General features: G+C 61.9%; 9 protein-coding genes, 2 tRNA genes and 2 rRNA genes (1 of these 13 running past the window's edge). 5 read left to right on the forward strand and 8 right to left on the reverse strand.

Annotated features, from left to right (window positions below; translation table 11 throughout):
* The 4 genes from P6U25_RS32860 to P6U25_RS32875 form a co-directional block, all read right to left on the reverse strand.
* A 23S ribosomal RNA gene (locus P6U25_RS32860) occupies positions 1-674 on the reverse strand; it reaches 2,173 nt to the left of the window's first position.
* A 465-nt stretch (positions 675-1,139) separates the two neighbouring features.
* A tRNA-Ala gene (locus tag P6U25_RS32865) sits at positions 1,140-1,215 on the reverse strand.
* 36 nt (positions 1,216-1,251) lie between these two features.
* Positions 1,252-1,328, reverse strand: a tRNA-Ile gene (locus P6U25_RS32870).
* 228 nt (positions 1,329-1,556) lie between these two features.
* Positions 1,557-3,045, reverse strand: a 16S ribosomal RNA gene (locus P6U25_RS32875).
* Together the 16S and 23S rRNA genes with 2 tRNA genes alongside form the textbook arrangement of a ribosomal RNA operon.
* Before the next feature lie 857 nt (positions 3,046-3,902).
* On the opposite strand from P6U25_RS32875, the gene P6U25_RS32880 reads away from it, so the two are divergent.
* From P6U25_RS32880 to P6U25_RS32890, 3 genes are all read left to right on the forward strand, one after another.
* The gene (locus P6U25_RS32880) at positions 3,903-5,966 is read left to right on the forward strand and encodes a M23 family metallopeptidase (protein WP_407148880.1); all 2,064 of its coding nucleotides are present in this window, start codon (positions 3,903-3,905) and stop codon (positions 5,964-5,966) included.
* A 194-nt stretch (positions 5,967-6,160) separates the two neighbouring features.
* Positions 6,161-6,523, forward strand: coding sequence for an SPW repeat protein (locus tag P6U25_RS32885; RefSeq protein ID WP_407148881.1), 363 nt, complete (start codon positions 6,161-6,163; stop codon positions 6,521-6,523).
* Between the two features lie 87 nt (positions 6,524-6,610).
* Complete coding sequence (locus P6U25_RS32890) at positions 6,611-6,871, forward strand: hypothetical protein (RefSeq protein ID WP_407148882.1); 261 nt, start codon at positions 6,611-6,613, stop codon at positions 6,869-6,871.
* A 4-nt stretch (positions 6,872-6,875) separates the two neighbouring features.
* On the opposite strand, the gene P6U25_RS32895 is transcribed toward P6U25_RS32890, so the two are convergent.
* The 3 genes from P6U25_RS32895 to P6U25_RS32905 all read right to left on the reverse strand — a co-directional run bounded on the left by P6U25_RS32895 (position 6,876) and on the right by P6U25_RS32905 (position 11,061).
* Positions 6,876-7,442: a hypothetical protein gene (locus tag P6U25_RS32895; RefSeq protein ID WP_407148883.1), complete on the reverse strand. Its 567-nt coding sequence runs from the start codon at positions 7,440-7,442 to the stop codon at positions 6,876-6,878.
* A gap of 101 nt (positions 7,443-7,543) precedes the next feature.
* A complete protein-coding gene (clpB, locus tag P6U25_RS32900) occupies positions 7,544-10,195 on the reverse strand; it encodes an ATP-dependent chaperone ClpB (protein WP_407148884.1) in 2,652 nt (883 codons plus the stop codon).
* A gap of 299 nt (positions 10,196-10,494) precedes the next feature.
* Positions 10,495-11,061 (reverse strand): helix-turn-helix domain-containing protein, encoded by a 567-nt coding sequence (locus tag P6U25_RS32905; protein ID WP_407148885.1) that lies wholly within the window; start codon positions 11,059-11,061, stop codon positions 10,495-10,497.
* 59 nt (positions 11,062-11,120) lie between these two features.
* Between P6U25_RS32905 and P6U25_RS32910 the strand changes: the two genes are divergently transcribed.
* Positions 11,121-11,636, forward strand: a complete 516-nt coding sequence (locus P6U25_RS32910; RefSeq protein WP_407148886.1) for a GNAT family N-acetyltransferase — start codon at positions 11,121-11,123, stop codon at positions 11,634-11,636.
* A gap of 56 nt (positions 11,637-11,692) precedes the next feature.
* Complete coding sequence (locus P6U25_RS32915) at positions 11,693-12,484, forward strand: MOSC domain-containing protein (protein ID WP_407148887.1); 792 nt, start codon at positions 11,693-11,695, stop codon at positions 12,482-12,484.
* A gap of 114 nt (positions 12,485-12,598) precedes the next feature.
* On the opposite strand, the gene P6U25_RS32920 is transcribed toward P6U25_RS32915, so the two are convergent.
* Positions 12,599-13,246 (reverse strand): TIGR02594 family protein, encoded by a 648-nt coding sequence (locus P6U25_RS32920; RefSeq protein WP_407148888.1) that lies wholly within the window; start codon positions 13,244-13,246, stop codon positions 12,599-12,601.
* Positions 13,247-13,355: the final 109 nt, after the last annotated feature.

The following is a 13,355-nucleotide window of genomic DNA, read 5'->3' on the forward strand; positions in this document are numbered from 1 at the left end:
TAAGTCGCTGGCCCATAATACAAAAGGTACGACGTCACCCAGAACGTATCTTGGGCTCCGTCTGTTTGTAGGTGTCCGGTTTCAGGTCTATTTCACTCCCCTCGTCGGGGTGCTTTTCACCTTTCCCTCACGGTACTGGTTCGCTATCGGTCGCTGAGGAGTACTTAGGCTTGGAGGGTGGTCCCCCCGTGTTCAGACAGGATTGCACGTGTCCCGCCTTACTCGTGGATACATCATCGCATTACTCGTACGGGGCTATCACCCTCTGAGGCCCTGCTTTCCTGACAGGTTCCGATTGTCTTTGATGTATCACTGGCCTGGTCCGCGTTCGCTCGCCACTACTAACGGAGTCTCGATTGATGTCCTTTCCTCCAGGTACTTAGATGTTTCAGTTCCCTGGGTTTGCTTAAAACCTCCTATTTGATTCAGAGGTCTCATACCTTCTCTTGATAACCGGAAATCCAAAACCTCAAGAGGTCATGGTTCCGATCATTTCTGGTCAAGCCCCAAAACACAAGGTTTTGGAGTTCCGGCTATCGAAGGTGGGTTTCCCCATTCGGAAATCCGCGGATCAAAGCTTCTTCGCAGCTCCCCACGGCTTATCGCAGCGTAGCACGTCCTTCATCGCCTCTCAGCGCCAAGGCATCCACCGAACACCCTTAAGGCACTTGATTGCTCTCATTATCAATGTCCACACACTCGGCAGAATGCTGTCTGTGCAATTGCCACTGAAGGCGCGCATCCTCGATGAATGCGATTGTCACAGCCGGACATTGACTAGAAAGACCAGCTTGCTTCGTAAGATCGGCCCGATAGCGAGGCGGTCAAGCTTCGCTAACAAAGGATCATTTACAACCCGCATTCAATCTCACGACTGAAGCGAGCGCCGAAATGATCCCGGAGATAGTGAATGGGTCAGGCGAATTGCTTCGCTTGATCCAAACTCGGATCGATCTCCTCTTTACGATGTCAGAAAACACACACGTCACTGTCCATCCGGACTCGTGAGTGCGAAGTGATGTTTCGCGGACGATTTGGTTACGAGGGCAACGATCAGCCCGTCTTCGCTCTATCGAGCTTCGCCGGGCACGCTTCGCGATCGCGCTTGGCCGCGCCACGCGAAGCCTTCAGGCGAAGCGTGGTGGAGCCAGACGGGATCGAACCGACGACCTCATGCTTGCAAAGCACGCGCTCTCCCAGCTGAGCTATGGCCCCGTAACCAGAAGACGAATGCTCCGCACTCGATCAAAGTGGTGGGCCTGGGAAGACTTGAACTTCCGACCTCACGCTTATCAAGCGCGCGCTCTAACCAACTGAGCTACAAGCCCCTAACGCTCATCTCTTGCGAGATGCCGGAGCCGGCTGGCGCGCAATCGGCTCGCGCCAATGCATCGCTCAAGCGCTCAGCCCCTGGCGCGTGTTCGTCCGCGAAGAAAGAGAAACGAAGACGGCGAAATCCCGCCAATGGAGCTCAATGATCTTGCGATCGATTGGCCCCTGAATGTTTCTAAAACGGTTCGATAGTGAGCGTGAGCTCTCTGAAGAACCATCCTTAGAAAGGAGGTGATCCAGCCGCAGGTTCCCCTACGGCTACCTTGTTACGACTTCACCCCAGTCGCTGACCCTACCGTGGCCGGCTGCCCCCTTTCGGTTAGCGCACCGTCTTCAGGTAAAACCAACTCCCATGGTGTGACGGGCGGTGTGTACAAGGCCCGGGAACGTATTCACCGTGGCGTGCTGATCCACGATTACTAGCGATTCCAACTTCATGGGCTCGAGTTGCAGAGCCCAATCCGAACTGAGACGGCTTTTTGAGATTTGCGAAGGGTCGCCCCTTAGCATCCCATTGTCACCGCCATTGTAGCACGTGTGTAGCCCAGCCCGTAAGGGCCATGAGGACTTGACGTCATCCCCACCTTCCTCGCGGCTTATCACCGGCAGTCTCCTTAGAGTGCTCAACTAAATGGTAGCAACTAAGGACGGGGGTTGCGCTCGTTGCGGGACTTAACCCAACATCTCACGACACGAGCTGACGACAGCCATGCAGCACCTGTCTCCGGTCCAGCCGAACTGAAGAACTCCGTCTCTGGAGTCCGCGACCGGGATGTCAAGGGCTGGTAAGGTTCTGCGCGTTGCGTCGAATTAAACCACATGCTCCACCGCTTGTGCGGGCCCCCGTCAATTCCTTTGAGTTTTAATCTTGCGACCGTACTCCCCAGGCGGAATGCTTAAAGCGTTAGCTGCGCCACTAGTGAGTAAACCCACTAACGGCTGGCATTCATCGTTTACGGCGTGGACTACCAGGGTATCTAATCCTGTTTGCTCCCCACGCTTTCGTGCCTCAGCGTCAGTATCGGGCCAGTGAGCCGCCTTCGCCACTGGTGTTCTTGCGAATATCTACGAATTTCACCTCTACACTCGCAGTTCCACTCACCTCTCCCGAACTCAAGATCCTCAGTATCAAAGGCAGTTCTGGAGTTGAGCTCCAGGATTTCACCCCTGACTTAAAGACCCGCCTACGCACCCTTTACGCCCAGTGATTCCGAGCAACGCTAGCCCCCTTCGTATTACCGCGGCTGCTGGCACGAAGTTAGCCGGGGCTTATTCTTGCGGTACCGTCATTATCTTCCCGCACAAAAGAGCTTTACAACCCTAGGGCCTTCATCACTCACGCGGCATGGCTGGATCAGGCTTGCGCCCATTGTCCAATATTCCCCACTGCTGCCTCCCGTAGGAGTTTGGGCCGTGTCTCAGTCCCAATGTGGCTGATCATCCTCTCAGACCAGCTACTGATCGTCGCCTTGGTGAGCCATTACCTCACCAACTAGCTAATCAGACGCGGGCCGATCTTTCGGCGATAAATCTTTCCCCGTTAGGGCTTATCCGGTATTAGCTGAAGTTTCCCTCAGTTGTTCCGAACCAAAAGGTACGTTCCCACGCGTTACTCACCCGTCTGCCGCTGACGTATTGCTACGCCCGCTCGACTTGCATGTGTTAAGCCTGCCGCCAGCGTTCGCTCTGAGCCAGGATCAAACTCTCAAGTTGGACTTGAAACCTTGAACCGGCTGATCACAACGTTTGACGAGGTCCCACCATTCTTCACCGGCCGAAGCCGGCAAGCTGCCCACGATTCACATCGCTGGCAGCGATGGTGTAACCTTTAAAACGTGTACCGCCGAAGTCTTTCGTCCACTCTCAGACAACGAAAGCCGAAGCTTTCAGATGTTCCGAGAGACGCAAGGACTCCGCCGTCCACGTTTCTCTTTCTTCATCTTCACTTGTCAAACAGCCCAGGATCCGAAGACCCCACACCCTATAGGGTGGTTTCGCTCTCAGCAACCGACGGTGAACCCCAGCCGACCTATACTAGGTCGACCGTTGCGTCACTCATCAAGGTGAGGAGCATCAAGGGCGCGAATGCTTGCCTTGGCCCCGAGGGCCAATGCAGCGCCGCGCTCAGTGGGTGCCTTATAGGCCGGCCCCTTCCGGCTTGTCAACGCCCATTGTCAGAAAATCGTCGCACGACGACAAACTTTTTTCAGGTGCGGAAAAGCCCCTGATTTTTGGGGACCTTACGCCGCACTTGAGCCATAATCCTGCGACGTTCTGACGATAGTTATGCACTGAACCGCTCGAAACCTGTGGGGGCTCGGGCGGCTTTTCCGGGGGGAACAGGCGATTTCTCCAAAACCCGTCGCCTTTCCTCCTTCACGGCCGAGCAACATCGAGAGATCTGCACACCATTGACGTTCGAGATAGCGGCTAGCTAATGGCCATCGTCTCCCGGACTTCGATGCGAGTGGCTCGCTACGTTGCCGCAATCCCTCTCTAGAGGGCTGAGGCGGGACATGGGACGAGCGAAGGGTCGATCGCATGTTGGTGGAATTTGGGGGGACACTGGGTTGAGCCAACGGGCGTCACGCGGCAGCGGTTATGGGCGCGAGACCGGGATGATCGATCTCGGCCACGAACCGCCGCTTTCCGTCGACGGCACCGAGGCCGCGGTGATCGATCGCCGCCGTGTCTCCGTTCAGTGGTTCAGCGGCACGATTCTGACCGGACTATGCGGCGCGGCCCTCATCGGCGGCGCCGTTTTTGCGTCGCTCGATGGCGAGATGACGTTTGCCAAGGTGCCCGAGCGCGTCGAGAGCGCGCTGCGCGGCGCGCTCGGTGCCACCGATCGCGTCGTCAGCCTGCACAAGGGTGATCGTCTGCCGCCGCCGAGCGATTCGTCAGCCTCCCGCACGCTGATGCGCGTCTCGACGGTGACCCGCGTCGGCAATCGCGATGTGATGCGGGTGCGGCCGTTCATCCGCATTTCCGGCAATCTCGCGATGACGACGAGCGATCTGTCGGCAAAGGTGCCGCCATTCAACGCGCAGCGTCTGCTGGCCGACATCGGCACCAACACCCCGGCCACGGCCGAGGATCCCAACAATCCCGAGGCTGTCGAGCCCGACGCCGAGGTCTCCTTCGTCACCAAGGATCTCGGCAGCGTGCTGCCGAAGGCGAAGCTCGCCGCCATCGTCCCGCTCGACGACGTCCTGATGCGGGTACGCGACGCCGCGAACTGGCGCGGCTCCGGCGGATCGGTCCGTTACACCCTCGCCAATGCCACGGCCGATGCGTCCGGCGCCTCGGACATGAGGATGGCCTACGCGGCCGAGGGCAACGTCTCCGATCCCTACGCGGGCTTCGAGACCCGCGTGGTGCCGGAGAACGTCACCTTGCTGCCGAAGACCAAGGAGCAGGTCACCGGCGGCAATCCGGTCGGCGAGCGGGTCCATGTCGTCAAGAAGGGCGACACCATCGTTTCCATCCTGCGCGATCAGGGCGCGACGCCCGACGAAGCCAGGGCGATCGCCGCGAATCTCGGTCCGCGCGGCCGCGATGGCGGCCTCAAGGAAGGCCAGAAGGTGCGGATCCTGATGGCGCCGGCCGCGCCGGGACCGGGCGTACGGCTACAACCCTATCGCGTGATCGTGGCCAACGATTCGGTCATCGAAGCCGTGGCCGCGCTGTCCGACATGGGCAAATATGTCGCTGTCGACGCGCAGAGCATGAACACGGTCACCGATACTGCGGACAATTCCAGCGACGATGACGAGGATGACGGCAGCGGCGTGCGGCTCTATCAGAGCATCTACGAGACCGCGCTGCGCAACAAGGTGCCGCCGACGGTCATCGAGGACATGGTCCGCATCTACTCCTATGACGTCGACTTCCAACGCAAGGTGCAGCCTGGCGATTCCTTCGACGTGTTCTATGCCGGCGAGGATGAAGGCACGACGAGCACCGACAAGACCGAGGTGCTCTACGCTGCGCTGACGGTGGGCGGCGAGACCAAGAAATACTACCGCTTCCAGAGCTCCGACGACGGTCTGGTCGACTACTATGACGAGACCGGCAAGAGCGCGAAGAAGTTCCTGGTGCGCAAGCCGGTCAACAACGCGATCATGCGCTCGGGCTTCGGCGCCCGGCGCCACCCGATTCTCGGCTACGTGAAGATGCATACCGGCGTCGACTGGGCGACCGCCTACGGCACGCCGATCTTCGCCTCCGGCAACGGTGTGGTCGAGAAGGCTGAACTCGAGGGCGGCTACGGCAAGTATATCCGGATCAAGCACGCCAATGGCTACGAGACCGCCTATGGCCATCTGTCGGCTTTCGCGAAGGGCATGGAGGCCGGCAAGAAGGTGCGGCAGGGCCAGGTGATCGGTTTCGTCGGCTCGACCGGTCAGTCAACCGGTCCGCACGTCCATTACGAAATCCTGGTCAACGGCCGCTTCGTCGACCCGATGCGCGTGAAACTGCCGCGCGGCCGTTCGCTCGAAGGCCCGATGCTGGCCGCCTTCGAAAAGGAGCGCGACCGGATCGACACCCAGATGAACAGCCGTGGCAGCTCGCGCATCGTCTCCGACGCCACGGGCAGCGCTCCGATGACGCGCTCCATCAGCAACCGCTGATCATAGTCCCGAGGGCCGTACGAACCACCTCAGGACGCCGGTGCGCGGCCATTGGAACCGGCTGGCGCGTCGCAACAGGCGCCGACGGAGCCCCCGTACGGCGGCAATTTCACCCAAATTTCGCGGAACAAGACCGGAACCCGTCCGGCCATAGTCCAGTTGACTCATAGGTGAAACCTCCAATGGAGGGTGTCATGGAGAACTGGACGAACGCAAAACTGTGCGACGTCGCGAACCTGATCCTCGGCGCGATTCTTTTCGTGTCACCGTGGCTGTTCAAGTTCGACGACGGGACGGTTTCCACCAACGCCCATATCGTCGGCCTGGTCATGGCGATTCTTGCGATCGCTGCGCTTGCGGCATTTGCGGTGTGGGAGGAGTGGCTGAACCTCATCGTCGGGCTTTGGGCGCTGGTCTCGCCCTGGGTTCTTGGCTTCCAGGGAAGCACCACCCCGATGACCGTGCACGTGGTCATTGGCATCGCCGTCGCGGTCCTCGCCGCGATCGAGCTCTGGGCAATGTCCCAGCATCCGCCACGGCTCACGACGCACAGCTAAGGCTTTGAAGACTCATGCATCCTTACCCGCCGGCCCGCGATGGCCTGCGGGTAAGGGCCTCTCTGTGCCCAATGGGGATTTGCAACCATGACTCGGCTTACCCGCGACGACGTGTTGAAGGCTGTCGGCCAAGCCGACGACGTGACGATCGCCAGAATCATCGCATCGGGCGCAACCGTCACCGAGCTTGCCGAAGCCCAGGCTTGGCTCGCCAATGACGAGCCGCTGATGAATGCCGGCAAGCCGCTCGCCACAGGCCGCGCCCGAGAACTGGTCGACATCCTTTCCGAGCTCGAGCCCAGCGAGGATGACGATCCGGCTCCGCCGAGCACCGCTCCGCAGGAATGACCCGCTACGACGCCAGGCTCGCGCAGACCAGGAACACGATTCCGATTGCGGTCAATCCGAAGGCGACGGCGGCGAGCGGCAGCAGCATATCAATCGTGGCATGGGTGCTATTGAGTGTGCTGCCCCACACCGCGAAATCGGCAGCGCGCCATTCGCGGAACGGGACCGTCTGCTGATGCGCATCGAGCGGACGGCGATGTTTTCGCCAGATCAGCGAGAGCAGCCACGGTAGCAGCACCGCGACAAACAGCAGCACGCTGACCATCGCAAGCGAAAGCTCGATATCGTTCTTGCGATCGAACAGGAGCCACGCCGCGAGCGCAAACCATGCGACCAGGCCGGCGGCCAGGCCATAGACATACGGGTGGAGCCCATCATAGACGGGCCGGTTATGGGCAGTCAGTTCCCTGCTCATCAGATACACCTTCCTGCGAGAGGGATCGGCGGCACGGTCTCGCGCAATGACGCGACCATCAAGGCCAAGTCTGTCTTCGGGGGCAGCACCGCTGATATTTGCCGCGCAACCGATCGAGCTGATTGACAAACGGCGGCCGTGCGCCAGCAGTTTCATTAAACTTCGGCGAGCTATCGGGAACCACAGCGCGCGACGCATGGTCATGAGATCGCTGGATGCAGCCCTGTCGCCAGGCTGCATCCAGATTGGTGAAGTGATCAGTTCAGCTTGCGCTTCGGGACGGGCGTCTCGAACTGCACGATCTCGGCGGTGTTGGGCACGCGACCGTTGAAGGTCAGCACGTTGCCTTTCTCCGAGATCACCACGCGATCGCCATCCTTGACCTCACCGGCGAGGATCATTTCGGCGAGCGGATCCTGCACGCTGCGCTGGATCACTCGCTTCAACGGGCGAGCGCCGTAGGCCGGATCCCAGCCCTTCTCGGCGAGCCAGTCCCGCGCCTTGGCGTCGAGCTTGAGCTCGATCTTGCGATCCTCGAGCAGCTTGGTGAGCCGCGCGAACTGGATCTCGACGATCCGGCCCATCTCGCTCTTCTGCAGGCGGTGGAACAGGATGATCTCGTCGATGCGGTTCAGGAACTCCGGCCTGAAATGCGTCCGCACGACACCCATCACCTGGTCGCGGACCGCTGACGTGTCCTCGCCCTCCGGCTGATTCACCAGGAATTCCGAACCAAGGTTCGAGGTCATGATGATCAGTGTGTTGCGGAAGTCCACCGTGCGGCCCTGACCGTCGGTCAGACGGCCGTCATCGAGCACCTGCAGCAGCACGTTGAACACGTCGGGATGCGCTTTCTCGATCTCGTCGAACAGCACGACCTGATAGGGCCTGCGCCGCACCGCTTCGGTCAGCGCTCCGCCCTCATCGTATCCGACATAGCCGGGAGGCGCGCCGATCAGCCGCGACACCGAATGTTTCTCCATGAACTCGGACATGTCGAGGCGGACCATTGCGGTCTCGTCGTTGAACAGGTCAGCGGCGAGCGCCTTGGTCAGCTCGGTCTTGCCGACGCCGGTGGGCCCTAAGAACATGAACGAGCCGGTCGGCCGGTTCGGATCCTGCAGGCCCGCACGCGCACGGCGCACGGCGGTTGCCACCGCATGCACGGCCTCGGCCTGGCCGACGACGCGCTTGGCAAGCGAGTCCTCCATTCTCAGGAGCTTGTCCTTTTCGCCCTCCAGCATCTTGTCGACCGGCACGCCGGTCCAGCGCGAGACGACCTGCGCGATGTGGTTGGCGGTCACCGCCTCCTCCATCATCCCGCTGTCGTTCTGCTTGCCGCTCTCCTTGGCCTCGATCTCGGCAAGCTTCTTCTCCAACTCAGGGATCCGGCCATAGGCCAGTTCGCCCGCCTTCTGGAATTCGCCGCGGCGCTGCGCGTTGGCGAGTTCGACGCGGAGCGCATCGAGTTCGCTCTTCAGCTTCTGTGCATTGGAGAGCTTGCTCTTCTCCGCACTCCAGCGCGCCGTCAGCGCCGCCGACCTCTCCTCGAGCTCAGCCAGTTCCTTCTCGAGCGTCTGCAGGCGGCTCTTGGAGCCTGCATCGCTCTCCTTCTTCAAGGCCTCCTGCTCGATCTTGAGCCGGATGATGTCGCGGTCGAGCGAGTCGAGCTCTTCGGGCTTGGAATCGACCTGCATCTTCAACCGCGCCGCCGCTTCGTCCATCAGGTCGATGGCCTTGTCGGGCAGGAAGCGGTCGGTGATGTAGCGGTTCGACAGCGTGGTCGCGGCCACCAACGCGGAGTCAGTGATGCGGACACCGTGATGTTGCTCGTACTTGTCCTTGAGGCCGCGCAGGATCGAGATCGTGTCCTCGACGGTGGGCTCGCTGACATAGATCGGCTGGAACCGTCGCGCCAGCGCGGCATCCTTCTCGACATGCTTGCGATACTCGTCGAGCGTGGTCGCGCCGATGCAGTGCAGCTCGCCGCGGGCGAGCGCCGGCTTCAACAGGTTGGACGCGTCCATCGCGCCGTCGGCCTTGCCGGCGCCGATCAGCGTGTGCATCTCGTCGATGAACAGGATGATGCCGCCCTCGGCGGACGAGACCTCCTGCAGCACCGCCTTCAGCCGCTCCTCGAACTCGCCGCGGTATTTCGCGCCGGCAATCAGCGCGCCCATGTCGAGCGACAGGAGCTTCTTGTCCTTCAGGCTCTCCGGCACGTCCCCGTTGAGGACGCGCAACGCCAGGCCCTCGACGATCGCGGTCTTGCCGACACCGGGCTCACCGATCAGCACCGGATTGTTCTTGGTTCGCCGCGAGAGCACCTGAATGGTGCGGCGGATCTCCTCGTCGCGGCCGATCACCGGATCGAGCTTGCCGTCGCGCGCAGCCTGGGTCAGGTCGCGCGCATATTTCTTCAGCGCGTCATAGGCGTTTTCGGCGGTCGCCGAATCCGCCGTGCGGCCCTTGCGCAGCGCTTCGATCGCCGCGTTCAGGCTCTGCGGCAAGACGCCGCCCTTGCTCAGGATGGTTGCGACCTCGCTGTTCTTCTCGAGCGCGAGCCCGAGCAGCAGCCGCTCGACGGTGACGAAGCTGTCGCCGGCCTTGTCGGCAGCCTTCTCGGCCGCATCGAAGGCGCGCGCCAGCTCCGGAGACAGATAGACCTGCCCGGCACCGCTTCCCGACACTTTCGGCAGCTTGTTCAGCGCCTCTTCGGTCGTTTTCAGGATCGCTCTGGAATTGCCGCCGGCGCGGTCGATCAGACCGCCGGCGAGCCCCTCGCTATCGTCCAGCAGCACTTTCAGCAGATGCAACGGCGAGAACTGCTGGTGGCCATCGCGCATTGCGAGCGACTGGGCAGACTGGATGAATCCGCGCGCGCGCTCGGTGTACTTCTCAATGTTCATTCGTTTTCCCTCGGCCTGCCGTCACCACCCGGGGCGCGATCAGCAAAAGTGGGCACCGGTTTTGCGTCCGATCGCGCCCAAACCTTTAGGTTTGCGCGTGGTCTTGTCGCGAAACCGCACACACTTTCGCGGACCACGCGCGAAGGCATGACAACGGCATCTTCATTGGGTTTCCGCGGGCCGCGTTGACTTTCTCAACCAGCCTCTGGTCGTCGCCATCATTTCTTAGGCTTGCCGCAGATGTGGGCACTTGGTTCCAAAACGGAAGAGCCACAGCCTGCGATTTCGTCCGGTCGAGCTCAGCGCCGCACGATGGCGACAAGGTAGCGGCAGGACTGAGCACTCTCATTACGGAAGACGATGTCCGACGGCGGGCCGAGCTCGATACGGTCGCCCGCGGCAAGCTCGTGACGGACCGCCCCCTCCACCAGGATGAGGCGGCCGTCGATGACCCAGACCACCTGACGGATCAGGTGATAGGCGCTGGCGGGGAAACCGACCTCCTGTGTGGCCGGAAGCTCGATCTCGACCAGCTCTAGCGGATTGGCAGGATGCAGGAATACCTGCCGCCGCAAATAGGCCGCCTTCGGATCGCGCCAGACCGGTTGGTCCTTAGCGCGCTGGAGGCGGGGGCCTGCTGGCACTGTCGTCTCGAACAGCGCGGCCATGGTCAGGCCATAGGCCGTCGCAATCCGCGACAGCGTCGCCGCCGTCGGGCTCGCCTCGGCCCGTTCGATCTTGCTGAGCATGGCCTTGGACACGCCAGCCCGGCCGGCAAGCTCCGCAAGCGACCAGCCACGGCCCTCCCGCTCGGCGCGCACGCGCCGTCCAAGGGTTTCGTCCGCCTTGTCCTCTATAATTGACATGACGTCTTATATAGTAGACGATCAGATTCATTCAAGACGTCCGACCGAGGAACCCCACGATGATCATCCGCCCTGCCACCGAGCACGACATCCCCGCGATCACCGCGATCTACAACGAGGCGGTCGCGAACTCGAACGCGGTCTGGACGGAGAAGCAGGACAGCGAGGCCGAACGGCTCGGGTGGATGGAGGCGAAACAGGCCCTGGGTTACCCCATCCTAGTCACGACCGAGGGGCCGACTGTCCTCGGCTATGGCACATTCGGCGACTTCCGGGCCTGGCCGGGCTACCGCTACAGCGTCGAGCACAGCGTCTACATCCATACCGACCATCGCGGCCGCGGACTCGGGCGCTTGATCGTCGAAGAGCTGGCAGTCGCCGCAACCGCGCTTGGCAAGCACGTCTTGATCGCCGGGATCGATGGCGGCAATCAGGCCTCGCTCCGGCTGCATGCCGGCATGGGCTTCGTCGAGGTGGCGCGGATGCCGGAGATCGGCCGCAAGTTCGGCCGCTGGCTCGATCTCGTGTTCATGCAGCGCGTGCTGGACGCACCCGGAGCCGCGCGCGGCGACTAGCCGCTTTCCTCTTCCCGGAGGTTCTCGTCGCGCGTCAAACAGGTTAGATGGGGCGGATGGACAACACACATACCTCCGCCGCCAGGATCGCCGGCATCTACCGTTATCCCGTCAAGGGCCTCACGCCCGAGCCCCTGCCCCGTGCCGAGCTGAAGGCTGGCCAGACGCTGCGGTCCGACCGCCGCTACGCGATCGAGAACGGCCCAAGTGGCTTCGATCCAGCCGCTCCGACATGGCTGCCCAAGCCGCATTTCCTGATGCTGCAGCGGGACGAGTGGCTGGCACCACTGCGCGCCCATTTCGACGACGACAGCCACGTGCTGACGCTGCGGCGCGACGGCGCGGTGGTGGCGCAGGGCGACCTCGAGACGACGGAAGGCCGCGTGGCGATCGAGCGCTATTTCGCCGCTCAACACGCCGGTGAGATCAAGGGACCGCCCAAGGTGCTGACGAGCCCCGGCCACAGCTTCTCCGACGTCGCACGCAAGGTGGTCTCGATCATCAATCTCGCGAGCCTGCGCGCGATCGAGACCATGGTGCAGGCGCAGGTCCATCCGTTACGCTTTCGCGCCAACCTGTATGTCGATGGCTGGCCTGCCTGGCATGAGGCCGGCCTGCTCGACCAGACCATCGCGATCGGCAGCGCGCGGGCCAAGGTGGTGAAGCGCATCACCCGCTGCGCCGCGGTCAATGTCGATCCCGACACCGGCGCGCGCGACCTCTCTATTCCGAACATGCTGATGCAGCGCTTCGGCAACAACGAATGCGGTGTCTACGCCGAGATCATCAGCGACGGCAGTGCGGCCATCGGCGACACCATTGCCGCCGAACAGCCGACGCTGGTTTAGCGCCGCAGTCGCGTAGGATGGGTAGAGCGCAGCGAAACCCATCACTTTCGCCCGAGATGCCGACGGTGGGTTTCGCTTCGCTCGACCCACCGTACTCCGGCTCGCATTGAGAGTTCAGTTGGTCGGCATCACGTAGGCATAGATCCGACCGCGTGACACCGGCGCTTCGCGGACGCGGTTGCCGTTGTTGCCCGAGATCATGATCGGATTGCCCTTGGCATCGATGCCGGTGATGATGCCGACATGACCGCCGCCGCGGCGGCTCATCACAGCGATGGCGCCGATCTGTGGTCCCGAAACGCGCTGGCCGTAATGGGCGAATGAGCTCGCCATGTCGGAGCCGGTGCCGCGATAGCCCGACTCTTTCAGCACCATGTTCATGAAGCGCGCGCACCACAGGCTCGCGCGGCTGGTCGGATTGCCGCCGAGATAGCGACGTGCCTCGGCCACGAGACCGGACGAACCGAAGCTGCTTGTTTCCGTCGCGGCGACCGTGTCCGGCGTCACGCTGGCGTTGGCATCGGCGAGATCGCGGCTCTGCATCCGCGCGACGCCGCGCTCCCAGCGCGAAAGGCGAGATGCGTGCCGATGGTGATGATGGACGTAGTGACGCGCGTGATGGCCTGCATGGGCCGAATGCGCGTGACGTGAATGGTGCGGACGGGCGGAAGCAGGAGCGGCGGACACGAAGGCGAGAGCAAGCGAACCTAGAGCCAGCGCGACGAGACGAAGCGGCTGGCAATACGCAAACAACTGAATCATACTTTCACGAGATCCTCTGTGATACCCCCAATTGCGTTCCCTGCGGAACACGGTTGGCGTTTGAAAATGAGATGTGGCGAAAGGAAGGCTTCATGCGGCGCTGCGGAAA

The sequence above is a fragment of the Bradyrhizobium sp. ORS 86 genome (assembly GCF_045571475.1).
Lineage (GTDB): Bacteria > Pseudomonadota > Alphaproteobacteria > Rhizobiales > Xanthobacteraceae > Bradyrhizobium.